The organism is Sphingopyxis sp. TUF1, assembly GCF_036687315.1.
GTDB lineage: Bacteria > Pseudomonadota > Alphaproteobacteria > Sphingomonadales > Sphingomonadaceae > Sphingopyxis > Sphingopyxis kveilinensis.
This window is the reverse complement of record NZ_CP144683.1, coordinates 212717-237944: the sequence shown is the minus strand read 5'-3', so window position 1 is coordinate 237944 and position 25228 is coordinate 212717. Positions and strand designations below refer to the sequence as shown.

General features: G+C 63.9%; 19 protein-coding genes, 1 pseudogene and 1 riboswitch. Of the genes and pseudogenes, 9 read left to right on the top strand and 11 right to left on the bottom strand.

The genetic code is table 11. The annotated features are described in order from the left end of the window. Positions 1-14: 14 nt before the first annotated feature. The 9 genes and pseudogenes from tilS to wecB form a co-directional block, all read right to left on the bottom strand. Positions 15-1019 (bottom strand): tRNA lysidine(34) synthetase TilS, encoded by a 1005-nt coding sequence (gene tilS, locus VSX77_RS01185; RefSeq protein WP_338425852.1) that lies wholly within the window; start codon positions 1017-1019, stop codon positions 15-17. Then, entirely contained in the window at positions 973-1914 is a 942-nt protein-coding gene (locus VSX77_RS01180) for a tetratricopeptide repeat protein (protein ID WP_338425851.1), read from the bottom strand. Before VSX77_RS01180 ends, tilS begins: the two co-directional genes overlap by 47 nt. A gap of 114 nt (positions 1915-2028) precedes the next feature. Then, positions 2029-2880: a helix-turn-helix domain-containing protein gene (locus tag VSX77_RS01175; protein WP_338425850.1), complete on the bottom strand. Its 852-nt coding sequence runs from the start codon at positions 2878-2880 to the stop codon at positions 2029-2031. A gap of 223 nt (positions 2881-3103) precedes the next feature. Beyond that, entirely contained in the window at positions 3104-4405 is a 1302-nt protein-coding gene (gene hslU, locus VSX77_RS01170) for an ATP-dependent protease ATPase subunit HslU (protein ID WP_338425849.1), read from the bottom strand. Between the two features lie 3 nt (positions 4406-4408). Continuing rightward, positions 4409-4975: an ATP-dependent protease subunit HslV gene (hslV, locus tag VSX77_RS01165; RefSeq protein WP_338425848.1), complete on the bottom strand. Its 567-nt coding sequence runs from the start codon at positions 4973-4975 to the stop codon at positions 4409-4411. A 53-nt stretch (positions 4976-5028) separates the two neighbouring features. After that, positions 5029-6093, bottom strand: a complete 1065-nt coding sequence (locus VSX77_RS01160) for a mannose-1-phosphate guanylyltransferase/mannose-6-phosphate isomerase (RefSeq protein WP_338425847.1) — start codon at positions 6091-6093, stop codon at positions 5029-5031. Between the two features lie 22 nt (positions 6094-6115). Beyond that, a complete protein-coding gene (locus VSX77_RS01155; RefSeq protein WP_338425846.1) occupies positions 6116-6922 on the bottom strand; it encodes a class I mannose-6-phosphate isomerase in 807 nt (268 codons plus the stop codon). A gap of 45 nt (positions 6923-6967) precedes the next feature. Further along, positions 6968-8263, bottom strand: a complete 1296-nt coding sequence (wecC, locus tag VSX77_RS01150) for a UDP-N-acetyl-D-mannosamine dehydrogenase (RefSeq protein ID WP_338425845.1) — start codon at positions 8261-8263, stop codon at positions 6968-6970. Then, a pseudogene (gene wecB / locus VSX77_RS01145) lies at positions 8253-8990 on the bottom strand (non-hydrolyzing UDP-N-acetylglucosamine 2-epimerase); the annotation flags it as partial. The pseudogene wecB and the gene wecC, both read right to left, overlap by 11 nt. A 153-nt stretch (positions 8991-9143) precedes the next feature. On the opposite strand from wecB, the gene VSX77_RS01140 reads away from it, so the two are divergent. From VSX77_RS01140 to VSX77_RS01115, 6 genes are all read left to right on the top strand, one after another. Next, entirely contained in the window at positions 9144-10607 is a 1464-nt protein-coding gene (locus VSX77_RS01140; RefSeq protein WP_338425844.1) for a protein adenylyltransferase SelO, read from the top strand. 62 nt (positions 10608-10669) lie between these two features. Next, positions 10670-11863 carry a nucleotide sugar dehydrogenase gene (locus tag VSX77_RS01135; RefSeq protein WP_422397261.1) on the top strand — a complete coding sequence of 398 codons (1194 nt, stop codon included), beginning with the start codon at positions 10670-10672 and terminating at the stop codon, positions 11861-11863. Between the two features lie 133 nt (positions 11864-11996). Continuing rightward, the gene (locus VSX77_RS01130; RefSeq protein WP_338425843.1) at positions 11997-14330 is read left to right on the top strand and encodes an autotransporter assembly complex protein TamA; all 2334 of its coding nucleotides are present in this window, start codon (positions 11997-11999) and stop codon (positions 14328-14330) included. Beyond that, positions 14330-18550, top strand: coding sequence for a translocation/assembly module TamB domain-containing protein (locus VSX77_RS01125; protein ID WP_338425842.1), 4221 nt, complete (start codon positions 14330-14332; stop codon positions 18548-18550). The genes VSX77_RS01130 and VSX77_RS01125 overlap by 1 nt, the downstream gene beginning before the upstream one ends. Next, positions 18550-18768, top strand: coding sequence for a hypothetical protein (locus VSX77_RS01120; RefSeq protein WP_338425841.1), 219 nt, complete (start codon positions 18550-18552; stop codon positions 18766-18768). Before VSX77_RS01125 ends, VSX77_RS01120 begins: the two co-directional genes overlap by 1 nt. Next, positions 18746-18922, top strand: a riboswitch (yybP-ykoY riboswitch). It overlaps the preceding gene by 23 nt. A 17-nt stretch (positions 18923-18939) precedes the next feature. After that, positions 18940-19512 carry a TMEM165/GDT1 family protein gene (locus VSX77_RS01115; RefSeq protein ID WP_338425840.1) on the top strand — a complete coding sequence of 191 codons (573 nt, stop codon included), beginning with the start codon at positions 18940-18942 and terminating at the stop codon, positions 19510-19512. Between the two features lie 97 nt (positions 19513-19609). Here the strand turns inward: VSX77_RS01115 and galE are convergent, their stop codons facing one another. Next, positions 19610-20626, bottom strand: a complete 1017-nt coding sequence (gene galE, locus VSX77_RS01110; protein WP_338425839.1) for a UDP-glucose 4-epimerase GalE — start codon at positions 20624-20626, stop codon at positions 19610-19612. Positions 20627-20880: 254 nt separating this feature from the next. Here galE and VSX77_RS01105 point away from each other — a divergent pair, with 254 nt between their 5' ends. The 3 genes from VSX77_RS01105 to VSX77_RS01095 are packed head-to-tail and all read left to right on the top strand — an operon-like array spanning position 20881 to position 23691. Further along, positions 20881-22329 (top strand): UbiA family prenyltransferase, encoded by a 1449-nt coding sequence (locus VSX77_RS01105; RefSeq protein WP_338425838.1) that lies wholly within the window; start codon positions 20881-20883, stop codon positions 22327-22329. A 5-nt stretch (positions 22330-22334) separates the two neighbouring features. Further along, positions 22335-22706: a DMT family transporter gene (locus tag VSX77_RS01100; protein ID WP_338425837.1), complete on the top strand. Its 372-nt coding sequence runs from the start codon at positions 22335-22337 to the stop codon at positions 22704-22706. 4 nt (positions 22707-22710) lie between these two features. Beyond that, complete coding sequence (locus VSX77_RS01095; RefSeq protein WP_338425836.1) at positions 22711-23691, top strand: NAD-dependent epimerase/dehydratase family protein; 981 nt, start codon at positions 22711-22713, stop codon at positions 23689-23691. Here the strand turns inward: VSX77_RS01095 and VSX77_RS01090 are convergent. Continuing rightward, entirely contained in the window at positions 23672-25207 is a 1536-nt protein-coding gene (locus VSX77_RS01090) for a hypothetical protein (RefSeq protein WP_338425835.1), read from the bottom strand. The two genes, VSX77_RS01095 and VSX77_RS01090, sit on opposite strands and share 20 nt — an antisense overlap. Positions 25208-25228 lie beyond the last annotated feature (21 nt).

The window sequence follows — 25228 nt, the reverse complement described above, 5'->3', positions numbered from 1 at the left end:
TGACAATGAGGCAATCAGGTCTTTTTGGGCGACTTCCGTCGCGGTGCCGCCGAAATGCGCCAGATCGCGCCTTCAAACCCAGGCACGGCATCGATCAGCAACGCGCCGACCATCGCGCGCCGCCCCGCGCGCATCGCCGCAATCACCCCATCAAGCGCCGCGCCGCGCAGTGCCAGTTGGGGTGCATTGGCGCGCAGCCGCTGCGCGACGACGCGCCGAAACAGCTCGGGCGGATAGGCTTCGTCACGGATCACCGCGATGTCGGACGCGTCGGGCCAGCCCGCGATCAGCCGATCGACCGCCCAGTCGAGTGCTTCGTCGGCTTCGGCGAGCCAAGCGGCCGATTTCGCTGCCGCCACCGGGTCAAGCGCGGTCTGCGATTTCAGCGCGTGGCGGAGCCGCGCACGGTCGAAACGGTCGTCGCTGTTCGAGGGATCGTCGATGAAGGGCAGATCGTTGTCGAGCGCGATATTGACCAGTTCGTTGCGGCGCCAGCCGAGCAGCGGGCGAAGGATGGCGCCGTTGGCGGCGCGGATCGCGGCGAGGCCGCCAACCCCGCTCGCGCGGTTGAGCCGCATGACGATCGTCTCGAGCTGGTCGTCGGCGTGATGCGCGGTGACGATATGGTCGAGCGCATGAGCCGCGCGCCATTGCTCGAGCAAGCGATAGCGTTCGCCGCGCGCCGCGGCCTGCAACGACCCGCGGATCGGCGTCGGCGGCGTGAGTGTGGAATGGGGAATATGTTCGCGCGCGCAGAAGGCCGCGACCATGCGCGCTTCGTCATCCGATCCCTTGCGAAGGCCATGGTCAACCGTCGCCGCCCGGGCCTGGCCGGGCAGCAACGACGCCATCATCCAGAGCAGTGCCATGCTGTCAGGTCCGCCCGACACGGCGATGCCATAGCGCAGCCGATGCCAGTCAGGGCCGAGCAGCGCGGCGAGGTCGCCGGCGAGCCGCCCGGCGACATCGCGCTCAGCAGCCTGCTTTTGCTTTTGCGGCGGCAGCATCGGTACGGACATCCTGCGGCGCCTTGTCGCCATAAACTTCATCGAGTTCGCGGAACGCCTTGCAGGCATCGGCCTTACGACCCAGCTTGTCGAGTGCGACGCCCATGTACATCAGGCTGTGCGGAGCGCGGGCGCCGCTGGGGCGATCCTTGTAATTATTGTAGAAAGCGACCGCCGCGAGGCTTGGTTTTCCCTCGTCAAGATAGGCGCGCCCGAGCAGGTTCTGCGCAAAGCTGGCGTAGTTGCTTTTGGGCCATTTGGTGACGACGCTCTTCAATTGCGCCTGTGCCTCCGGATAGAGTTTGGCATCCCACAAGCGATAGCCATAATCATAGGCGTCCTTGCTCTCATCACCCGTTACCGGCACCTCGACCGCCTTGACGAGCGCGAGCCGGGCAGCATCGGGACCCGCGGGCTTGGCCGCGGGCTTGCTTGCCGGCTTGGTTGCAGGGGTCGCGGCCGTCGTGGTCGCGGCGGGCGCCTTGACCGTCCGCGCCAAGGCCGCGGGTGTGAGGGCGTCTTGCGCCGATGCGGGATCGGCCAAGCGCTTGTCCATTTCCGCCTTGTAGGCTGCGAATTGTTTTTCGAGTTCGCGAAGCTGGAAGGCATTTTGTTCGGTCTGACCGGTCAGCGCTTGCAGCTGGGTTTCAAGCGCGTCGACGCGCGCGGTCAGGTCGATCACCGGGGCACTGGTGCGGGCGCGTTCGCCAGGGACATTGTCGGGTGCAATCTCGCCTTCGAAAAAGGTCGGGCTTCCGCCGGGAAAGACCGACCGCTGGACGGCGCGCATTTCCTTTTCGAGCCGCTCGACACGCTTGCCGAGCGTATTGTCCTGCGCGGCCGCGGGCATTGACGCGGCAAGCCCGATCATTGCGGTTCCAAGGAAAAAGATCTGACGCATCTTCATCTACTCTTCGGTTCTCACTCGTTAACCAGTTTTGGCGTCCATAACGCCCGAATGCGCGGTAGCGCAAACCCATTTCGGTGCGCTGCCGCGGCGATCGGCCGAACGATCGGCGAATCAGCCCTGTGGACGCGGCTGGGCGCCTGCGGCGCCCGCGCCGTCGGTGCGCGCGATCAGGTCCGCGGGTTTCAGCGAGATATTCTTCACCAGCGTATCGGCGGGGCCGACGGGGCCGACGTCGCGGCCGCCGACGGTTACTTTCAGCGCTTGCGGGATGCTGGTGCGCAACGTGAACTGCTCGATATAGGCGGGCGGCACCTGATATGTTTCGCCGGCATCGAGCGTGCGCCAGTTTTCGGTCTTGCCCTCGGCATCGTCGAAACCGATCCACACTTCGGACAGGCCGGTCAGCACCACAGGGGCATTCGCCGTCACCGCTGCCGATGCCGCGCCGACCTTTGCAGCGGGCGCGGCGCCGGCCGCGCTCTCGGGCGCTTCCGATGCCTCGGCATCGCGGTTTTGCGCGGCGATCAGCGCCTCGTCGGGCTCGACCGACAGAAAGCGCCACACGCCATAGGCCGACGCGAGCACGAGCGTCACGATAACGAGCGTCCAGGTCAGCCGCGCGGTTGGCAGGCGCGCGGGGTCGGTCGGCTCATAGGCCTCGTAAAGCGGCCGCGAACCATATTCATCCTCTTCGAGTTCCTGCCGGATCGTGGCTCCGACCTCGGCCTCCGGCAGGTCGACCGCGCGGGCATAGGCGCGCGCGAAGCCGGTGACATAGGTGCGGCCGGGGAGCTCCGAAAAATCGGACTTTTCGATCGCGGCAAGATGGCGCTGGGTGATGCGCGTGCGGGTCGCGACGTCGGCCAGCGACAATCCCGCTGCCTCGCGCGCCAGCCGAAGCCGATCGCCGGTGCGCGTGATCGCCAGCTCGCCCTGTTCCGGGGCGACGTCGTCATCCGTCATTGCTGTCTCCGTGCCGGCCGTTTGACCCAGATCGGCCGTGTCACCCGTTCATCGCATTACGAGCGCGCGAAAGTCAAATGAAGTTCGGTAAACGGACGGGTCAACAGCTGCCGATTTGGCTTTGTTGGCGGAGGGTTGGGTTGTTTGCGTAGGGGAGAGGGGGTTGGAATAGCCTCACGTCGGGATGACTTTGCGATAAATCGGCGGAAACGGCCCTTACACCCTACAACACATATTTGCTGAGGTCGGTGTCGCCCACAATGTCGGCAAGTTGCCGGTCGACATAGGCGGCGTCGATGTCGATCGTCGTGCCGCCCGCGTCCTCGGCGGTGAAGCTGATTTCCTCGACGAGCCGCTCCATGATCGTCTGAAGGCGGCGCGCGCCGATATTCTCGACCTTCTCATTCACATCGGCCGCAAGTTTCGCGACGCGCGCGATCGCGTCGGGGGTGAAGTTCACCGTCACGCCCTCGGTGCCGAGCAGCGCGACATATTGTTCGGGCAGCCCCGCCTTGGTCTCGCTCAGGATGCGGACGAAATCCGCTTCGGTCAGCGCGCCCAGTTCAACGCGGATCGGAAGGCGGCCCTGAAGTTCGGGGAGCAGATCGCTGGGCTTAGCGACATGAAAGGCGCCGCTGGCGATGAACAGGATATGGTCGGTCTTCATCGGCCCATATTTGGTCGCGACGGTCGTGCCCTCGATCAGGGGCAACAGGTCGCGCTGCACGCCTTCGCGGCTTACCGACCCGCCGCGCACGTCGCTGACCGCGATCTTGTCGATCTCGTCGAGGAACACGATGCCATTGGCTTCAGCGTCGGCGAGTGCGACGCGCGCGACATCATCCTGGTCGAGGCGCTTGTCCTGCTCTTCCTCGATCAGCCGCGTCGCGGCGTCGATCACCTTGAGCTTGCGGCGCTTCTTGGGGAGGCCCCCCATTGCCTTGCCGAGCATGTCGGACAGGTTGATCATGTTCATCTGTCCCGGCTGGCCGGGCAGTTCGAAATTCATCCCCGGCGCGTCGGCGACTTCGACCTCGACCTCGCTGTCGTCGAGATGGCCCTCGCGGATGCGCTGACGAAAGCTCTGGCGCGTCGCCTCGCTCGCTCCCTTGCCGGTGAGCGCGTCGAGCAGGCGTTCCATCGCCGCTTCTTCGGCGGCGGCGCGCACGGCATCGCGGCGGCGCTCCTTTTCCAGCCGAACAGCCTCTTCGACAAGGTCGCGGGCAATCTGCTCGACGTCACGCCCGACGTAGCCGACCTCGGTAAATTTTGTCGCCTCGACCTTGATGAACGGCGCGTCGGCGAGCTTGGCCAGACGGCGGGAAATCTCGGTCTTGCCGCAGCCGGTGGGGCCGATCATCAGGATATTTTTCGGCGTCACCTCGTCGCGCAGCTCGGCGGGAAGCTGTTGGCGGCGCCAGCGATTGCGCAGCGCCACCGCGACCGCGCGCTTCGCCGCATTCTGGCCGATGATGTGCGTGTCCAGTGCGGCGACGATCGCCTTCGGGGTCAAATCTTTGTTCATGGATTATGCCTGGATTTCGATGGTTTCGAGCGTGAACTGGTCGTTGGTGTAGACGCAGATTTCGGCGGCGACGGTCATCGCCTTTTTCGCCAGTAGCTCGGGGTCTTGTTCGTAGTCGGCGAGCGCGCGCGCCGCCGAAAGCGCATAGTTGCCCCCCGAACCGATCGCGGCGATGCCTCCGGTGGGTTCGAGCACATCGCCGTTGCCGGTGATGACGAGCGTGACTTCCTTGTCGGCGACGATCATCATCGCTTCCAGATTGCGCAGATATTTGTCGGTGCGCCAATCCTTCGCCAGTTCGACGGCGGCGCGCAGCAATTGGCCGTTGTGGCGCTCGAGCTTGGCCTCAAGCCGCTCGAACAGCGTGAAAGCGTCGGCGGTCGCGCCTGCAAAGCCGCCGATCACGCTGCCGTCATGCAGGCGGCGCACCTTGCGGGCGTTGGGCTTCATCACTGTCTGACCCATCGAGACCTGTCCGTCACCGATGACGACAACCTTGTCTTTGTTGCGGGCCGAAAGAATGGTGGTGCCGTGCCAGGGCGCGGCACCTTGCGCGTGGGGATTGGTCATGCCGCGCGATATGGGCGATGGGTGCCGGGGCTGCAAGGGGAGGGGGCGTGCGCTTAGCGCTTGGCGATCGCCTCGACGATCGCCTTGACCTCCTGCGCGCGTTCGCGGGGGATGACGAGAATGTCGTCGCCGTGCGCAACGACAACGAGGTCGGAAACGCCGACGACCGCGATCCGCTTATTGCCGCTCGCGCGCAGGTAATTGTGGTGCGCGTCAAGTGCGATAACCTCACCGATGCGGACATTGCCCGCCGCGTCCTTTTCGCCAAGCTCGTGGAGCGCTGCCCAGCCGCCGACGTCGGACCAGCCCGGATCGACGGGGACGACGACGACCCGGTCGGCGCCCTCCATCACCGCATAATCGATGGAGTCCGACGGGCTGGAAAGGAAGGCCTCAGAGCCCGGATGGAGCTTTGAGCCGTCCGCCCGCGCGCCGTTCATCGCCGCGGTGCAGGCGGACGCCATGGCGGGCTGTTGCCGCATCAACTCGGCGAGAAAGCGGTCGGCACGCATCAGGAAGATGCCCGCATTCCAATAGTGACCACCTTCGGACAGCATCGTCTCCGCTTTGTCGCGCGGCGGCTTTTCGACGAAGCGCCGCACCGCGTGGACGCCGGGCGCGTCCGTCATCGGGTCGCCCGCCGCAATATAGCCATAGCCGGTTTCGGGATGCGACGGTGCAATGCCGAAGGTGGCGAGCGCGCCCGTTTCAACCATTGGCCGCGCGGCCTCGATCGCCGTAAGGAAGGCACGCACGTCGGTCATCACATGATCTGCCGGCATGACAAGGATTGTCGCATTCACATTCTCGGCACGGGCCGCCAAGGCGGCCAGCGCGATCGCCGGGGCCGTGTTGCGCGCCGCGGGCTCGACAATGATTCGCGCATCGTCAATTCCGGCCGCAGCCAGCTCGGCCTCAACATGCGCAACATGCGCCGGTCCGCATACGACCAGCGGCGCCGCGAAGCGGCCGCGATCGCTTGCGCGGCCAATGGTCTGCAAGAACATGCTGTCGCTGCCCGTGAGCGGCTGGAACTGCTTCGGAGCGGCGCCCGTCGACACAGGCCAGAGGCGCGTGCCGGAACCGCCGGACAGGATGACGGGAACGATGATGCTCATACAAGACCTTTAAGGAGTGAAATCAGGCGGGCCAACTCAGCAGCGCGCGGGCGCCGGCGGCGAGAGCGATGCCGTCGGCACGGTCGGTCGCCACGCATTCGCCCAGCTGTATTACCTCGCCCTCAATCGTGCAGCCCGGGGACAGCGGTGTGAAAATATAGTCGGCGTTGCCGGGCGGCAGATGCGCGACTGCATCGGGACCAGCCAGATGCAAAAGGCGGAAATGCGGTCCGTCGACCAGCAGGCGATTGTCCGATGCCGTGACCGGGCCATCGCGTTTGTCTGGGCGCGGCACCGTCGCGGACACGGCAAGGCCGGCGTCGAGATGAAGTTCGCGCGGCCGATCATAGTCATAGAGGCGGTAGGTGCAGTCCACATTCTGCTGTACCTCGACCACAGTCAACCCCGCGCCGATCGCATGGATCGTCCCCGCCCGGTTATAGACGAAATCGCCGGGCGTGGCAGTGCGCCAGTCGATCATATCGACGATCGAGCCGTCGAGTGCCGCCTCACGTAATGCCTCGCGTGTCGTCGTTTCGGTGAGACCTACACCCAGTTCAGCGCCCGGATCTGCGTCCAGCACGAGCCAGCATTCCTCTTTCCCACGCGGATAACCCGCCGCGGCGGCGGCCTCATCGTCGGGATGAACCTGGATCGACAGCCGTTCGGACGTGAACAGGAATTTGACCATGATCGGCGAATCGCGGCCGTCGGCGTGTGAAAACCAGATCTCGCCGACACGGCGATCTCCCAAATCGCCGAAGTCCGAGGGAATGTCCGTACGTCCCCACGGTTTCTCGACGACGATGGTTTCAAGACGAGTCAGCATGGCGCCACCATGTTGGGCCAGCCATAATGCGTCAAGGGCGATCGGTCACGCAGCGCGGTTGAAACGGGTGCCGTTTCCGATACTTGGTTGATCGAGCCACAGCCCGCGGGTGTCATACACAATCTTGTCGCCGCGCTCCTCGAGCGGGATCGACTTGAACAGGTCATGGTCGACAAGGACGATGAGCAGGTCGCAGCTTGCCAAGGCGCTGTCGAGATCGATCAGCTCGGCGCCGGTGCCCGCAAATTCCATCGGCAGGCCCCGCGCATAAGGCTCGACGATCCGGATCTGCTGGCCGAAGCGGCGCGCGAGCGCGGCGGCAACCTCGACCGCCGGGCTTTCCCGAAAATCGTCGATATTAGGTTTGAAGGCGAGGCCGAGGCAGGCGACGCGCGCCTTGAGATGCTGCGACACCAACATTTCGGCTGCGCCGATAACATGCGCGGTTTTGGCGAGATTGACCTCGCGCGCGGTGCGGATCAGCCGGCTCTGCTCGGGCGCGCCATGGACGAGGAACCAGGGATCCACCGCGATGCAATGGCCGCCGACCCCGGGCCCGGGCTGAAGGATGTTGACGCGCGGGTGGCGATTGGCGAGGCGGATGACCTCCCACACGTCGACGCCCATATGCTCGGCCATCATCGACAGCTCGTTGGCGAAGGCGATGTTCACGTCGCGGTAGCTGTTCTCGACCAGCTTCACCATTTCAGCCGCGCGCGCCGATGTGGTAACGCACGCCCCGCGAACGAACTGGCGGTAAAAGGTCATCGCGCGGCGGGCGCACCGCGGGGTGATTCCCCCGATGCAACGGTCGTTGTCGACCAGCTCGACCAGGATGCGGCCTGGCAGCACGCGCTCGGGGCAATAGGCGACGAAGATGTCGGCGGCGCCGGTGCAGGCGCCGGGAACCTTGAGGTCGGGGCGAAGTTCGGCGAGCAACGCGGCGACCTTTTCGGTCGTGCCGACCGGAGACGTCGATTCGAGAATGACGAGGTTGCCCACCGCGAGCTTCGGCGCGATTGCGCGAGCGGCTGAAAGGACATGGCTGATGTCGGGACGATGCTCGTCGTCGTGCGGGGTCGGGACCGCAATCACGAAAACATCGGCGGGGGCAACCTCGGTCGAGGCGATTAATGTACCGCGCGAAACAACACCTTGAACCAGACCGTCGAGGTCGACCTCCTCGATATGCACCTTGCCGCTGTTAACCGTTTCGACGACATGCTTGCTAACGTCGACGCCGGTCACCTTGCTGCCCGAACGCGCGATCAGCGCGGCTGTCGGCAGGCCGATATAGCCCAAGCCGAGGACGGTAACATTCTGGTCGGTGTCAATGGGCACGCGCAATAATCTCCGCAATTCGTGTCGCGGCGCTGCCGTCTCCGAAGGGATTATGCGCGCGCGCCATGGCGTTATAGGCGCCGTCATCGTCCAAAAGGCTGAATATTTCAGAAACGATGCGATCTTTGTCGGTGCCGACCAGTCGCGCGGTGCCCGCCGCGATGCCTTCGGGCCGCTCGGTCGTCTCGCGCATGACGAGCACCGGCTTGCCGAGCGAAGGCGCCTCTTCCTGCACCCCGCCGCTGTCGGTGAGCACCAGCGTGCTCAGCGCGAGCAGCCGAACGAAATGCGGATAGTCGAGCGGGTCGATCAGCGCGACATTGGCAAGGCCGCCAAGGATCGGCTCCATCGCGCTGCGCACATGCGGATTGGGATGGACGGGGAAAATCACGGCAACGTCGGGGCGCGCCGCGATGCCGGCGATGGCTTCGGCAATGGCCTTCATGCCGTCGCCAAAATTTTCGCGGCGGTGCGAGGTGACGGCGATGATCCGCTTGCCGGCGAAGCGCGCCACTAGCGGATCGAGCCCGGCGGCCAGCGACGGCTCCTCATCGATCCGCGCCCGGGTCGCGAGCAGCGCGTCGATCACCGTGTTGCCGGTGACATGGATGCGGTCGGCGGGTACATTTTCTGCCCGCAGCGCCGCGGCCGCAGTCTCGGTCGGCGCGAAATGCAGATCAGCGACCGCACCAGCGACCTTGCGGTTCACCTCCTCGGGCCATGGATGGGAAGACGAGCAACGACATTCTCCAGACCCCTATGGCGCGCGTAGAGCGGAAATCCTGTTTGCCATAAATCAAGTTTCACTTAAGCACGATCCTACGGAAGCGCCGCCGCTTTCCGAACCTTCAATCGCCGCACCGGGATCGGCATATGAAACATGCAATTCGCATTCGATAATAGCTTCCATGCCGACATGCAGGGGTTCTACGCACCCGCCGAAGCGGCGCAGCCTCCGGCGCCGAAGCTACTGGCTTTCAACCATAAACTGGCCGATGGCATCGCGCTGGCAATCGCGGAGGTTGGGAAAGACGAACTGGCAAACCTCTTTTCGGGTCGGGATATGCCCAACGGCGCCGCCCCCATCGCGCTCGCCTACGCCGGGCACCAGTTCGGTCATTTCTCGCCCCAACTCGGCGACGGGCGTGCGCTGTTGCTCGGCGAAATCGTCACCCCCGACGGTGCACGCTTCGACATTCAGCTCAAGGGGTCAGGGCCGACTGCTTTTTCGCGCAACGGCGACGGCAAGGCGGCGATCGGTCCCGTGTTGCGCGAATTCCTGGTGTCCGAAGCGATGGCGGCGATGCGCGTTCCGACGACGCGTGCGCTGGCGGCCGTCGCGACGGGTGACAAGGTGCAGCGCGAGCGCGCGCATCCGGGCGCGGTGCTCACGCGCGTCGCGAGCAGCCATATCCGCGTGGGCACCTTTCAATTCTTCGCCGCGCATTTCGGCGCAGACCATGTGATCCGGCTGTCGGATTATAGCATCGGGCGCCATTTCCCCGACCTTGCCGATGCCGCGAATCCCCACCTTGCGCTGCTCGACCGGGTAATCGGCCTGCAATGCACACTCATCGCACGCTGGCTGGGCGTCGGATTCATTCATGGCGTGATGAATACCGACAATGTCGCGATCAGTGGCGAGACGATCGATTATGGTCCCTGTGCCTTCATGGACCGTTTCGCCGTGAACACGGTGTTCAGTTCGATCGATACCGGCGGCCGCTATGCCTATGGCCGCCAGCCGCAGATCATGCACTGGAACATGGCGCGCTTTGCCGAGGCGCTGCTGCCCGCAATCCACCGCGTTGCGCCCGATGATGTCGAGGCGGCGAAAGCGCTTGTCGATGCGATCCCCGCCCGGTTTCGCGCCCAGTGGCAGGCGCAGGTTCGTCTCAAGCTCGGCCTTACAGATGGGAGAGGCAACGATGCCGAGCTGATCGACGGCCTGTTCGACGAGCTCGAGAAACACAGCGTCGATTTTACCTCCTTTTTTCGCGCGCTCGCGATGCTGCTGCGCGGCGAGGGGGCGGCGATGCGGGCGTTGCTGCCCGTGCCCGACGCGATGGCGCCGTGGATTGCCGGCTGGTGGCAGCGCATCGAAGAGGGGGCTGCCAATCCGCTGGAACTTGCCGACGCGATGGATGCGGTGAACCCGATCTACATCCCGCGCAATCATCTGGTCGAAGCGGCGCTCGACGCGGCCGAAGACGAGGATCTTGCGCCATGGCTCGAACTGCTCGAGGTTGTGCGCGCTCCGTTTGACGCGCGGCCGGAGCTGGAGCGCTTTGCTGCGCCCGCGCCGGCCGATGCGCCACCCTATACGACCTTCTGCGGCACATGAAGCATTGAGCCATTCATGGGCTCTTGCTACGGACAGGGCTGCATCTTCCAAAGGATAAAGCATTGACAACAATCCCCGTGCCGTCCGCCAAGATCGCCGTCGTCGGCACGGGCTATGTCGGCATTTCGAACGCCATCCTGCTGGCGCAGCATAATGAGGTCGTCGCGCTCGACATCGATCCGCGCAAGGTCGAGCTCATCAATGCGCGGCAATCGCCGATCGTTGATCCCGAAATAGAGGATTATCTGGCGAACAAGCCGCTGAACCTCATCGCGACGACCGACAAGGAGGCGGCCTATGACGGAGCGGACTTTGTGATCGTCGCAACGCCGACCGACTATGATCCTGAGACCAATTATTTCAATACGCGCAGCGTCGAAGGTGTGATCGCCGACGCGCTCAAGTTGGCACCCGGCGCGCTGATCGTCATCAAATCGACCGTCCCGGTGGGCTTCACCGACCGTATGCGCGCCGAGCACGGAAGCGACACAATCGTTTTTTCCCCTGAATTCCTGCGCGAAGGACGCGCACTCTACGACAATCTTTACCCCTCGCGGATTATCGTCGGCGATACGCACCCGCGCGCCGCCGATTTTGCGCGGCTGCTGCTTCAGGGATCGCTGAAACCCGATGCGGCGATTTTACAGACCGGCAATACGGAGGCCGAGGCGATCAAGCTGTTCGCGAACACCTATCTCGCGATGCGCGTCGCCTTTTTTAACGAACTCGACACCTATGCCGCCGCGCACGGCGTCGATTCGCGGCAGGTGATCGAGGGCGTGTGCCTCGACCCGCGGATCGGCAGTTTCTATAACAATCCATCCTTCGGCTATGGCGGCTATTGCCTGCCCAAAGATACGAAACAGATGCTCGCCAATTACAAGGATGTGCCGCAAAACCTGATCCAGGCGATCGTTTCGTCGAACACGACGCGCAAGGATTTCGTGGCCTCGGAGGTCATCAAAAACAACCCGCGCGTCGTCGGTATCCATCGCCTTGCGATGAAGGCGGGGTCGGACAATTTCCGCGCCAGCAGCATTCTCGGCGTCATGAAGCGGGTCAAGGCCAAGGGGATCGAGGTGATCGTCTATGAACCGCTGGTCGAGGAAGACCGGCTCTTCAACTCGCGCGTGATACGCGACCTCGCCGCCTTCAAGGCGGAAGCCGACGTCATCATCGCGAACCGCGTAACCGACGATCTCGCCGATGTCGCGGACAAGGTGTACAGCCGCGACCTGTTCGGCGCCGATAGCTGATCCCTCCTTGTCGGCGCCGGCTGTCTCGTCGCCGGGAACTGTCCCGGGGCCGGAGCGTTGGCATCGGGCGAGGGGAGAAACAGGTTGCATAGCCGAAGCTCTGAAGCCACAAGCGCTCGTCGGTGGCCAGAAGATGCAAAATTCTGAAAATTCAGGCGAATGTTTCTTCCGCCCTCCCGTGCGGATGCGATCGCTGCTGATCGGAGCGGCGGCAATTCCAGTTCTGATCGCTGCACATCCCGCAGCCGCTCAACAAGACCAGCCGCCGCCGGAGGCCGCGCCTGCTGAAACGGTCTCCGATCGCATCGCCGTTCCATCGCCGCCACCGCCCGAAGCCGTGTTTCCCCCGGTCGAGCCGATCATCAGCGACGACGAATTTGAAAAGGCGATCCCGCCGATCAGCGCCGAGGACGATCCCCAACTCGATCGGCCGCTCGAAACGATCGCCGAATTCGAACAACGACAAGCCGCCGAAGCGGCGGCGCGCCGGGCCGCGGGCGAAGGGGCAGCCGAGACCGTGGAAGCGGCGACCCCTGCGGTCGATGGTGTTCCCGTTCCGGCACTCGCCGACGGTGATGCCGTCGAGGTGATTGGCGATGCGCCGATCGGCGACAGCGAACTGGCTGCGCCGCTGCCTCCGCTCGAAAGTTTCGACGTCGAACCGGTCGAATTCGCCGAGGCCGCTGCCGAGGAAGGCAACCGCGAGCTCGCCTATAAGGTACAGGTCAATGGGCTAGATGCCGCGGACGAGAGTACCGATGTCGATCTTGCCGACCTTTTTGGCGATTTGTCGGCGCTCTACGACGGCGATGGCAAGGCCGACAATGCAGCAATGATCCGTGCGCGTCTGTCCGCCGACGGCGAACTGATGGAGCGCGTGCTGGCGTCGGAGGGCTATTATGATGCGGTGGTCCGGACGCGCATCGAGCGTGGGGCCCGCGAAGAGGGGCAGGATCAACGCAGCCGTCCGATCACGGCGATCATCGATGTTACTCCGGGGCAGCGCTACACGCTGGCGGATATCATCGTCGATGCGGCGCCGACGGTCCCCACCAATCTCATCGCCGACAATTTCCCGCTGAGCGTCGGCGAACCGATCGTCGCGCAGCGGATTCAGGGCGCCGAGGCGGCAATCGCCCTCAAGCTGCCCCAAGAAGGCTATCCTTTCGCGGCGGTCGGACAGCGCGACATATTGCTCGACCCCGCAACCGGCGACGGCGTCTACACGCTGCCGATCGATACCGGCAAACGATCGCGTTTCGGCGGGATCGAGACGACAGGCGACCTCGCGTTCGATGCCGAGCATGTCGCGGTGCTCGCGCGCTTCAAGCGCGGTGACCTTTACGACAGCCGCAAGGTCGACGATCTCAGGCAGGCCCTCGTCGCCACCGGGCTGTTCTCGACCATTGCGGCCGAGCCGCAGCCGACGGGCGAAAGCGCAGGCGACGATACCGAATATGTGACGATGCTGGTCATGCAACAGGCGGGGCCGCCGCGCACGATCGCCGCGAGCGCGGGTTATGGCACGGGGGAGGGGCTACGGGTCGAAGGCAGCTGGACCCACCGCAACCTGTTCCCGCCCGAAGGCGCGCTGACCTTCCGCGGCGTGCTCGGCACGCAGGAGCAGGGTATCGGCGCGACGCTGCGCCGATCGAACGCGGGGCGCCGCGACCGGACCTTCGAACTCGTCGCCGAAGCGACGCGCAGCAATTATGACGCATTCGAAGCGCTGACCGGCCGCGTCGGCGCGCGCGTCAGCTACGATTCTACGCCGATCTGGCAAAAGAAATTCACCTATGCCTATGGCGTGGAGCTCATCGCGACGCGCGAGGATGATTATGACTTCGCGACCGGCGACCGAGCCTTTGATTTTTATACCATCTTCGGATTGACTGGGCAGGTCGGGATGGACCGCACCGACAGCCTGCTCGACCCAACCAAGGGCTTTCGCATCACGACACTGATTCAGCCCGAAGGATCGCTGGCCGGAAGTTTTTCGCCCTATGCGCGGCTTCGCACCGACATCAGCGGCTATTATCCCGTAACCGATAATATCGTACTCGCGGGGCGCGTGCGTCTTGGCTCGATCCTCGGCGCGGCGCGGGAAAAGCTCGCGCCGTCGCGGCGCTTCTATGCCGGTGGTGGCGGGTCCGTCCGCGGTTTCGGCTATCAGGAACTTGGCCCGAAAGACCCGAACAACGATCCCATCGGAGGCCGCAGCGTCAACGAAGCCGCGGTCGAGGCGCGCTATCGTTTCGGCAATTTCGGCGTCGTCGGCTTCGTCGACGCGGGGCAGGTCTATCGCAGCACGGCACCGACCTTTCAGGATCTGCGCTTCGGCGTCGGCATCGGCGCGCGCTATTACACCAATTTCGGGCCGATGCGTGTCGACGTCGCTACGCCGATTGCGCGCAAGCCGGGTGAGGCACGCGTCAGCGTCTATGTCTCGATCGGGCAGGCTTTCTGATGGCCGACGATCTGCCCGCCACCGAGGCCGCGGCCGCTCCGGGACGGGGCTGGGCACGCGCGATCCTGCGTGGGACCGGACTCGCGCTGCTCGGTCTTGTTCTCCTCTTCGCGCTGTTTCTCGTCGGACTGAACAGCGATGCCGGCCGGCGCTTTGTCGTCACCCAGATCGAAAAATATGAATTCGAAAACGGGATGAAAATCGGCATCGGCCGGCTCGACGGCTCGCTCTACAGCCGCATGATCGTCCGCGATTTCACCCTGTCCGATCCGAAGGGCGTGTTCCTGCGGTCGCCCGAGCTGCGGATCGACTGGCGCCCCCTGCGTTATCTCGTGGGCCATGTCGACATCCGCTCGGCGACGGCCGAAACTCTGGTGATGGAAAAACTGCCGGCGTTCAAGCCCGTGCCCGACACGGGTGAACCGCTGCTTCCCGACCTTGACATCGACGTCGGGCAATTACGTGTCGATCGGTTTGTTTTCGAACCGGCAGTCGCAGGCGAGCGGCAGGTCGCGACGTTGGACGGCCGCGTTGCGATCGCCGATCGCCGCGCCCAGATCAGCGCCAATGCCGAAACCATCGGCGGGGGCGGCAAGGGAGACAGGCTGAAGCTCGTTCTCGACGCGGTGCCGGAGGCGAACCGGCTGGCGATGACGCTCGACCTGACGGCGCCTTCGGGCGGCGTACTCGCCGCGATGGGCGGATTCGAAGAGACGCTGACGGCAAAACTCGACGGACGCGGCGACTGGAAGGCGTGGAACGGCGATCTAACCGCGAACCTCGGCGCGGCGCCGCTCGCGCGCATCGCGCTGACGGCGCGCGACGGCAGCCTTGCCGCAAAAGGCAATGCGCAGCCGTCGCGATTGCTCGGCGGCCCCGTGGCGGAGCTGCTGGCGCCCGAAACCGCCATCGATTTCAAGGTGCGTCTTGCCGAGCGCAAGGCGATGCTCGACGGGCGGTTGACATCAAGCGCGGCCGACCTCGGTATCAGCGGCGGCGTCGATCTCGGCGCCAATCGCTACGAAGGGCTGGCGCTTGCAGTCAATATCCTCCGCCCCGGCGCAATCGCCCCCGCGTTGCGCGCAACCGGCCTGCGCGCGGCGGCGACATTGGACGGCGACTTTGCGCGGCCAACGGTCGATTATCGGGCTAATGCCGCCAGCCTGATTGTTAACGACATCATCGTCGATCGGCTGAGCCTTGCGGGCAAGGCGCGGGTCGATGCCGACCAGATCATCATTCCCGTCGCAGGGCAGGCGGCGCGTATCCGCGGGCTCGATACCGTCGCGGGCGGGACATTGGCCGACGTCCGCCTCGATGGTGACCTCGCCTATGCCGACGGACGCATTCTCAGCGACAATCTGCGCCTGCGTTCGCCGCGCATCGATGCCAAGGCGATCGTCATCGCCGACCTCAACCGGGGCTTCTACACGGGCGCGATCGACGGGCGGGTAAATGATTACCGGATCGAAAGCGTCGGCATTTTCGATATCGACACCGACGCCGACCTCAAGACTGCGCCGCGCGGCGGGTTTGAGATTGTGGGCCGCGTCCGCGCGCGCTCGACGCGGCTATTCAATTCGGGCGTGCGCGACTTCCTCGGCGGCAATGCGACGGCCTCGGGCGAGGTTCGCTATGGCACCGACGGCATCGTGCGCTTTGCGGGCCTCCGGCTCACGGCGCCGCGTCTGCGCGTGACCGGCGGGCAGGGGAGCTATGCGCCAAACGGTCAGATTCGCCTCAACGCGCGCGCAACCTCGGCCGATTACGGTCCTCTCGGCGTCGAACTGGCCGGCACGATCACCGATCCGCGCGCGCTGGTGACTGCCGACCGGCCGGGGCTTGGCATCGGCTTGGCCAATCTTGTCGCGCGCGTGACCGGTGCGCCGAACGGCTATCGCCTCGCCGCGACGAGCGACACCGATTATGGCCCGCTTGCCGCCGATGTAGTGCTGCTCACCGCTACGGGCCCGCTTACGATCGATGTCGAGCGCGGCGATCTCTCTGGCATCGGCTTCAGCGGGCGCCTTGTCCGAAGCGATGCGGGGCCGTTTACCGGCCAACTCAACGCGTCGGGGCAGGGGCTTGGCGGTCTCGTGCGGCTTTCGGACTCGGGCGGGCATCAGGCCGCCGCCATCAATATTCGCGCGAACAATGTTGTGCTCCCCGGGCCGGCACAGCTCGCGCTGGGCTCGGCCATCGTTGATGCCGATGTGATCCTGTACGATACGCCGCACGTCGTCGCCGACATCCAGGTCGCCGACACCCAGATCCGCGATTATGACATCGCCGTCGCGCGCGTGAAGATCGACTATCGCGGCGGCAGCGGAAAGGCGCAGGCGCTCGTCGAGGGCGTTAGCGGGGTACCGTTTCGCGTCGCCGCCAATGCCGACCTTGCGCCCAAACTTTGGCGCGCGTCGGTGCAGGGACGCGCCGCGGGCATCAATTTTCGCACCACATCGCCCGCGCGGATCGTTCCCGGCCCCGACGGCTATGAACTGCTGCCGGCCAACATCGACCTCGGCCGCCGCAGCAGTGCGCGCGTCGCCGGGCGCTTCGGCGAGGGGATCATGATCCAGTCGCGTCTCGATCGCGTCAACATGGCAATCCTCAACGCCGTTTATCCCGACATGGGGCTCGGCGGCCGCGCGAGCGGCAGCCTCGATTTCGAACAAGCCAACGCCGACGCCTTCCCGCGCGCCGATGCGCGGCTGACGATCACCGATTTCACGCGCACGACCGCCGCGTCGGTCAGCCAGCCGGTTGGTGTCAATTTCGCGGGCAAACTGCTCGCCGATGGTGGCGAAGCGCGCGCGGTGCTGCGCAAGCGCGGCACTGTGGTCGGACGCATCCAGGCGTCGCTACGCCCGCTCGGTCCCGCCGCAGGCACGTGGACCGAGCGCCTGCGTGCTGCGCCGCTCAGCGGCGGTATCCGCTATAACGGGCCCGCCGACACGCTCTATTCCTTCGTTGGCCCTGCCAGCCAGAATGTGTCGGGGCCGGTTGCCGTCGCCGCCGATTTTGGGTGTCGCGTCGCCGATCCGTGCCTGAATGGCGTCGTGCGCGGGCGTGACATGGTCTATGAGAATCAGACCTATGGTACGCGCCTTACCGGCATGACGGTAAACGGCCGCTTCACGGGCAACCGGTTGGAGATCGCCGAACTCACTGCCAAGGCGGGCGACGGTACCGTCGCCGCCAAAGGTTATGTCAGCCTGTCGCAAGCCGATGGTTATCCGATGGACCTTGCCGCGACGCTCGATAATGCGCGGCTCGCACGCAGCGAGAATATCGCGGCGCGCGCGACAGGCGATCTGCGCTTGCAAAAGTCTGCGGGGGAAACTGCGCTGCTGTCGGGCGATCTGCGCCTCCCCGAAACACGCTATCGCATTGTGCGCGAGGGCGCGGCGCAGGTGCCGGTGTTGACGGGCGTGCGGCGCAAGGCATCGGGGCGCACACGGATCAGCGGCGACGGGCTCGCTGCAGTCGGCGGCAGCCTGTTCGATCTCATCCGTCTCGACATCCGGCTTCGCGCACCCGACGAAATCTACGTCCGCGGTATGGGGCTCGAATCCGAATGGCAGGCCGACGTCACGTTGCGCGGAACGACCCTGGCGCCGCGCGTGACGGGTGAAATCGAACTGGTGCGCGGCACGCTGGGCTTCGCCGGCCGATCGTTCGCGCTTGACGAGGGGCGCGTGACTTTCCCCACCGGCGATGCTTTTGATCCCGCAATCCGCCTGATCGCCAGCGACACGATCGAAACGGTGACGGTGACCGTCAGCGTCAGCGGGCGCGCCAGCAATCCGCAGGTGAGCTTCTCGAGCGTTCCCGGACTGCCGCAGGACGAGATCGTCTCGCGGATCCTGTTCGGCGATTCGATCACGACGCTGTCGCCGCTGCAGGCGGTGCAACTCGCCTCCTCGCTCAATACGCTCAGCAGCGGTGGCGGGGGATTAAGTCCGCTCGGTGCGCTCCAGTCGGCGGCAGGCATCGACCGCCTCCGCGTTCTCGGCCCCGACGACACGATCGGCCGCGGCGCCGCGCTCGCCGCGGGGCAATATATCACCAAGGACATCTATCTGGAGGTCATCACCGACGCGCGCGGATATACCGCGACGCAGCTGGAAATCAGCCTGACGCGCGCGCTTTCGCTGCTCAGCCAGGCCGGCGGATCAGGCCAGTCGAACCTTTCGATCCGGTACCGCAAGGATTATTGATGCGCGCTGCCGCTTTCATTGTACCGCTGCTCCTCCTCGCCGCCTGCAAGGACGAGCCCGATTTCGATGCCCGCTATGACAAGGCGGCGAAGGAGATTGAGGCGCGCGCAAAGGCGATGGACGCCGACATCGCCGAAGCCGAAAAGGCGGCCGCCGCGGCTTCACACTTGCCAGACGCGCCGCCGCCGTCTAACGCCGCCGCGTCATCTGGGGAGTAGCCAGCCGTCGCTTGCGACGGGCCGCCGCGTCAACATACTCGGCCGAGAGGTCGTGGTGCGGTGGAAGCGGAATACCGCTTGGGCGAGACCAATGGCGTCGAACTTCCGTCCGGGCCGGGCGGCGGGTTCGATGTCTGTTGGAATCGCGCGCCGCCCGGCCCCGGAGTTGTCATGGAAGCCCTCTTCACCTCAACCGCCGTCGTCGCGCTCGCCGAAATCGGCGACAAGACGCAGCTGCTCGCGATACTGCTCGCGGCGCGGTTTGGCCGTCCGCTGCCGATCATCCTCGGCATACTGGTCGCAACGCTCGCGAACCACGCGCTCGCCGCGCTGCTGGGCGCTCAGGCGGCGGCCTTTCTCGACAGCCCGGTGTTTCGTTACGCGATCGGCGTTTCATTTATAGGCATGGCGGCGTGGACGCTGGTGCCAGACAAGTTCGAGGATGAGGATGCGCCAAAGCCGCGCTTCGGTGCCTTTCTGACGACGCTTGTCGCCTTTTTCCTCGTCGAAATGGGCGACAAGACGCAGGTCGCGACGATTGCACTCGGCGCCCAATATAAGGCCGTCGCGACGGTCACTGCAGGCACGACGCTCGGCATGATGATCGCCAACGTGCTGGCGATCTTTCTTGGCAATGAACTGCTGAAGCGCGTCGATCTCGCCAAGGTGCGGCTTGTCGCTGCGGCGCTTTTCCTCGCAATCGGCCTTTGGGTGCTCGCGCAGACGGCCGGGTGGCTAGGATAGAGGCAAGCATCCCTCCTCGTCATTGCGAACACAGCGAAGCAATCTCCAGTTCGATGGCTGGAGATTGCTTCGCTGCGCTCGCAATGACGATAGAAAATTACTCCGCGTTACGTGTCGCGAGCATCCGCTCGAACCGCCAGCTCGACGCGCACATGGCGTCAAGGTCGCGCTCCGCGGTCCAGCCCAGCTCGCGCGCGGCGCGGTCGGGGCTGGCGAAACAACTCGCGACATCGCCCGCGCGGCGCGGCGCGATGCGATAGGGGATGGCGACGCCATTCACGCGCTCGAACGCCTTTACCATGTCGAGCACCGAATAGCCCTGGCCGGTTCCAAGGTTCCAGATCGACAGCGGCCGGTCGGTCCCGGCAATCGCGTCCAACGCCGCCGCGTGCCCGGCCGCCAGATCGACGACATGGATATAATCGCGCACCCCGGTGCCGTCGGGCGTGTCATAATCGTCGCCAAACACCGACAGTTCTTGAAGCTTGTCCGCCGCGACGCGGCTGATGAACGGCATCAGATTGTTCGGAATGCCGTTGGGGTCTTCGCCGATCAGCCCGCTGTCGTGCGCGCCGACGGGATTGAAATAGCGCAGGATCGCGATCCGCCAATCGGGATCGGCGGTCGCTATGTCGCCCAGCATCTCTTCGATCATCAGCTTGGTGCGGCCATAGGGGTTGGTCGCCGATGTCGGATGATCTTCGTCCAGCGGCAGATATTGCGGCTGGCCATAGACGGTCGCGCTCGATGAAAAGACCAGACGCTTGGCGCCGCAATCGATCATCGCTTCGATCAGCGACAGCGTACCGCGGACGTTATTGTCATAATATTTGATCGGCTCGGTCACCGATTCGCCGACCGCCTTCAGCCCCGCGAAATGGATCACCGCCTCGATCGCGTGGTCGCGCATCGCACGGCGCAACGCTTCACCATCGCGAATGTCTCCGACCACCAGCGGTATTGCCGCGCCGGTGATCGCTTCCAGCCGGTCCATCACTGCCACATCGCTGTTCGACAAATTGTCGAAACAGACCACGCGGTGCCCCGCCGCCGCCAGCGTCGCCGCGACATGGCTGCCGATATATCCGGCGCCGCCGGTAAGAAGGATGTTCATTCCCTGCCTTTTCTTCTGCTGGCCGCTTTGCGACCCGCCCTGCGCTCCTAAGCGATCGGCGGCGCGCTGCCAATTGTCCCGTGCTTTGAATAGCCATTTGCCGGGTTTCCATGATTCTCGGGTGGTGGCCTATGCGTTCTAACTACCCCTTTCGGATAGCAAAATAGCCCGGCATTGTCGGCCCATCGGGCGGGGCAATCGGATAGAACCGCACATTGGCATAATGGCGTGCCGATGGGGTTCGGATTGTTTTGATGCCGGGATCGATTAACATCAATCATCGCGATATTGTCGTGGATCTGGATGGCACGCTGTCTCACGTCGATGCCCTCCACGAGGATTTTTTCGTCTGCCTGAGGAAAAATCCGCTGCGCGAAACCGCGGGCGCCGTTTTCGGTTCGGGCAGCAAGGCCGCGATGAAACGCAGCCTGGCGAAGCTGGCGGGGCGCGATACCGGTCGTGCGCCGCTCCATGCTGAACTCGTCAGCCACCTCAGCTTGATGAAGCAATCCGGCAAGTCGCTTCACCTCGTCACGGCATCGGACCAATATCATGCCGACGCCATGGGGAAGGCCGTCAATATCTTCGACTCCGTCACCGGAAGCGATGGCGCGCGCAATCTGAAAGGGCCTGAAAAGGCGTCCTATCTGAAAGAACGTTTTCCCGAAGGTTTCATCTACGCGGGGGACAGCGCCGCCGATCTTCCGGTCTGGATGGCATCGTCCGGAGCCATCCTCGTCGGTGGCGCAAAGCGCCACGCCGGCAAGCTGCAACAGAATGGCGTCCCGATCGTCGATATTTTTGGCGGCGGAAATGGCGCTGTGAAGGATTGGCTGCGCCTCTTCCGCCTGCATCAATGGGCCAAAAATATCCTCATTTTTGTGCCCCTGCTTCTCGGTCAGCTCTACGGGCAGCCGGAGGCGGTTTCGGCGGCGATCATGGCGTTTCTCTTTTGGAGCATCGCGGGTTCAGGCAGCTACATCGTCAACGATATTTTCGACGTGGAGGCCGACCGAAAGCATCGCTCGAAATGCAATCGGCCGATTGCCAGCGGCAAGATCGGAGTATCGAACGCGTTTGTGATCGCGGCCGCCATGATTTGTGTGGGTGTGGCGGGGGCCATGTGGCTATCGGTCAGCTTTGGGATGGCCTTGCTTTGGTATCTCGTCGTTACGCTGTCCTATTCGTTCAAACTCAAAACCGTCCCGCTTCTCGACGTGGGAATCATCGCCATGCTGTTTACGAGCAGGATTGTGGCGGGTTCGCTGCTGCTTGCCCTGCCGCATTCGCCTTGGCTGACATCTTTTGCGATGCTGCTCTTCTTGTCGCTCGCCCTGGCCAAGCGTCACGCGGAACTGGTCATGGCCGATCCGGCGAACGGCGATTTCATCCCCGGGCGCGGTTATCGGCGATCCGATTCGCCGTTGACGCTGGCCTTGGGGCTGGGTGCAGCGATGTCGTCGATCGTCGTGATGCTGCTGTTCATCACGCTGGAGGCCAGCGCGCGAGGCGTATATGCGGCGCCCGAAGCGCTTTTCGTCACGCCGGTTGTCCTCCTTTTCTGGTTCATGCGGATTTGGCTCTTGAGCAATCGGGGCGAGTTGGACGATGATCCGGTGATATTCGCCTTGAAGGATTCGGTAAGCCTTGGTCTCGCCGGGATATTGTTGGCAGGCTTCGTCCTTTCGATTGTGAGTTTCTGACCAATATGGCCCTCAATCCGCTGACGCTCGGCGTCATAATTCTCAGCGTTCTGATGAACGCGGCTGCGCAACTGGCGCTCAGCGTCGCCCTCAAGGGAACGACGATGTTCGATACATCGGCGCCATTAAAGTCTGCCATGACGCTGGCGTTTAATCCGGGCATCATTCTGGCGCTCTTCATCTATGGCCTGAGCGTCCTGCTTTGGATGTATGTCCTGTCGAAAGCCGACGTTTCGCTTGCATACCCTTTCCTTGGCCTTGGCTTCGTTTTTGTGGCGATCATTTCCTACCTATTCATGTCGGAACCGCTGAACGCGCAAAAGCTCATCGGAATTCTGACGGTCGCAACCGGCATCGTCATTCTGGCGCGGAGCTGAACCTTTGGGCCGGAATATTGTCGTAACCGGGGGAAGCGGCTTCCTCGGCTCGGTTCTCGTCGAGCGACTGCTCGGCGAAGGCCATTCGGTGCACAACCTCGACTTGATGCCTGCCAGGACCGAACATGAACGGCTAACGACGAGCATCGTCGATATTACGGACCGGAATGCCATATCACGGCTTTCCTTGCCCGCCGGTGCCGACTTCGTGCATCTCGCGGGGCGGCAATATGGCACGGCCGTCCGCCGGTCGATCCGCGAGAGCTTCTTTGCCGAAGGTAATGTCACAGGCACGCGCAACGTCATCGAACTGGCGAAGACATTCGGCGCGACCTCCTTCCTGTTCGTGAGCACGGACATGGTCTATGGTCGCCCGCAGGCATCGCCGGTCGCCATCGATCACCCGCGCGCTCCGTTCGGCCCCTATGGCGCGTCGAAAGTTGCGGCAGAGGACATGCTCACATCGCAAGACCTGCCATTTCGTACCGTCATCTTCCGCCCGCGATTGATCCTGGGGCCCGGGCGTTTCGGATTGATGGCAAAGCTGTTCGCCGCGATCCGCAGCAACATGCCGGTTCCCATGGTTGGTTCGGGCCGAAACACCTACCAGATGGTCTCGGTATTCGATTGCGCGGACGCCATTGTGCGCGGCATCCAGACCGAGACCGCCAGTGGCGTATTCAATCTCGGATCGAGGCCTGGAGATCCCAGCAAGATCATGCTGCGCAAGCTGATTCGCGAGGTGGAGTCCAAATCGATTGTCGTTCCCGTGCCTAGTCCCATCCTCAAGCCGTTGCTGCGGATGCTTGACCGGGTGGCGCTCAGCCCGCTGGTGCCCGAACAGTTCGAGATTGCCGACGAAAATTATGTCCTCGATATATCGCGGACAAAAAAGGAACTCGGCTGGGAACCCGTGGGCGATGACGCGGAATTGATGCTGGCGGCGTATCGAACCTATTGCGAGCTTAACGAGCAGGCCCGGTAGCGGAGATCGGGGCTAGATAGAGCTTGCCGAACTTCTTGCGCTTGTCGCCCAGCGCGACCGGCACCGGACGATAGGCGTTGCGAATGGCCCAAACTTCGAGCGGCTGGTCCAACCGCTCTTCCAATCCCACAAGGATGGCCTTCGGCGGCGTTCGCGCCAGCATCTGTTCCAGCGTCCGCGGAGATACGAGGTCCCGGAAAAAGGGACGGTTCTCGGCGGGGATATGGTCGGCGGCACGATAGATGAAGGGGCCCAGCGCCAATTCTTTGTACAGCGGCAGCCCGGCTTCGGCCGGATAGATGGGCGCGAGTGTGAGCAGGCGGCCGTTTCCGGGCTGCCGCGCCATCAGCCACCCGATATTATCGGCCGCCCGGTCGACCGAATTGCCCGTCCACTTCGACGGACGCGCGAGCGCGGGAAGGTCGGGAGCCAGAATGGGTAGCGCTCCTGCAGCGGTGAGCAGGAAGACCGCTGCCATCACCGGCGTAACCCGGCTTCGCGCGGCAGCGATCAGGCGGCCGTAGAGGAGCGCGCAAAGAACGAGACCAAAAGCGATCGGCGGAGCATAATATTGCGGAAAGGCCGGCGTCGGCAGGAATGAGACAAGGCCTGCGCCCACAACAAGACCGGCGGCCAGAATGACAGGCCACCAGGATTTTGTATCGTCATCATCTTCGCGCGAAGCGGTCACAGCCGTGATAGCCAGCGTCAGCGCGAGCAGAAAGATCAGCAGCGTGCCGCCCGCCAGCCAGACATTTTGCGCGAGCAGCATCTTGCCGACCCATGACAGCGCGACCGGTCCTTCGTCGGCGCTATTGGCCATCCAATATTCGACATGCGCCGACTGGTGAAACGACACGACATGCGCGAGGAAATGCATCGGATCGGATGCGAAATAATGAAGGGCGGGCAGGCCGGCCAGCATGGCGCCGAGGAAAACCGGCAACGTCACCCGCATCATCCGCATCCTGAAACCGATGCCGGGCGGCACAAGCAACGAAGCGATCGCGATCGGTGGGACCAAAAAGACATAATTGGCCTTGAATCCGATCGCCAGCGACAGGCAGATTCCCGAGAGGAAATTGAGCCGGATCGACGGGGGCGACGCGCCGCAGCCCTTCAGGAACAGGAGCAAGCCGAGCAAAGCGAAGGGGACAGGAATGAAATTGTTGGTCACCAACATGCCCGCTGGACCGAGCAACAAGGGATTGAGAGCCAGCATCGAGGCCAGCAGTCCCGCCGTTGCATTGGCGCAACCCGCGAAACGCGCCGTCGCGTAAAGCGCGTAACAGGCCAGCATCCAGACCCCGAAAACCAGCAGTCGGCCGACCAGAAGCTCGCTTTCGATTCCCGTCAACGCGAAAATCGCGTTGAGCAGTAACGGCAGATTGGGCAAATGGGTGAAGTTGATGTCCTGATACAAGGACCACTGGTTCAGATATTGCCCCGCGGGCAGATAGAATTGTTCGTCGTGGCGCAGCGGATAGGACATGATCCGCGCAAACAGCGCGAGCATGAGCAGCAAGCCTGCGCCGAC

What these genes read in the sequence shown, in the direction of transcription:
- VSX77_RS01175 (WP_338425850.1), bottom strand. Translation starts at nt 2,880, where the DNA reads ATGACGGATGACGACGTCGCCCCGGAACAGGGCGAGCTGGCGATCACG.
- VSX77_RS01180 (WP_338425851.1), bottom strand. Translation starts at nt 1,914, where the DNA reads ATGAAGATGCGTCAGATCTTTTTCCTTGGAACCGCAATGATCGGGCTT.
- VSX77_RS01090 (WP_338425835.1), bottom strand. Translation starts at nt 25,207, where the DNA reads ATGCTCGCGCTGTTTGCGCGGATCATGTCCTATCCGCTGCGCCACGAC.
- VSX77_RS01120 (WP_338425841.1), top strand. Translation starts at nt 18,550, where the DNA reads ATGCGCGCTGCCGCTTTCATTGTACCGCTGCTCCTCCTCGCCGCCTGC.
- VSX77_RS01160 (WP_338425847.1), bottom strand. Translation starts at nt 6,093, where the DNA reads ATGAGCATCATCGTTCCCGTCATCCTGTCCGGCGGTTCCGGCACGCGC.
- VSX77_RS01140 (WP_338425844.1), top strand. Translation starts at nt 9,144, where the DNA reads ATGCAATTCGCATTCGATAATAGCTTCCATGCCGACATGCAGGGGTTC.
- galE (WP_338425839.1), bottom strand. Translation starts at nt 20,626, where the DNA reads ATGAACATCCTTCTTACCGGCGGCGCCGGATATATCGGCAGCCATGTC.
- hslV (WP_338425848.1), bottom strand. Translation starts at nt 4,975, where the DNA reads ATGACCAATCCCCACGCGCAAGGTGCCGCGCCCTGGCACGGCACCACC.
- VSX77_RS01105 (WP_338425838.1), top strand. Translation starts at nt 20,881, where the DNA reads ATGCCGGGATCGATTAACATCAATCATCGCGATATTGTCGTGGATCTG.
- VSX77_RS01115 (WP_338425840.1), top strand. Translation starts at nt 18,940, where the DNA reads ATGGAAGCCCTCTTCACCTCAACCGCCGTCGTCGCGCTCGCCGAAATC.
- VSX77_RS01130 (WP_338425843.1), top strand. Translation starts at nt 11,997, where the DNA reads ATGCAAAATTCTGAAAATTCAGGCGAATGTTTCTTCCGCCCTCCCGTG.
- VSX77_RS01125 (WP_338425842.1), top strand. Translation starts at nt 14,330, where the DNA reads ATGGCCGACGATCTGCCCGCCACCGAGGCCGCGGCCGCTCCGGGACGG.
- tilS (WP_338425852.1), bottom strand. Translation starts at nt 1,019, where the DNA reads ATGTCCGTACCGATGCTGCCGCCGCAAAAGCAAAAGCAGGCTGCTGAG.
- VSX77_RS01100 (WP_338425837.1), top strand. Translation starts at nt 22,335, where the DNA reads ATGGCCCTCAATCCGCTGACGCTCGGCGTCATAATTCTCAGCGTTCTG.
- hslU (WP_338425849.1), bottom strand. Translation starts at nt 4,405, where the DNA reads ATGAACAAAGATTTGACCCCGAAGGCGATCGTCGCCGCACTGGACACG.
- VSX77_RS01155 (WP_338425846.1), bottom strand. Translation starts at nt 6,922, where the DNA reads ATGCTGACTCGTCTTGAAACCATCGTCGTCGAGAAACCGTGGGGACGT.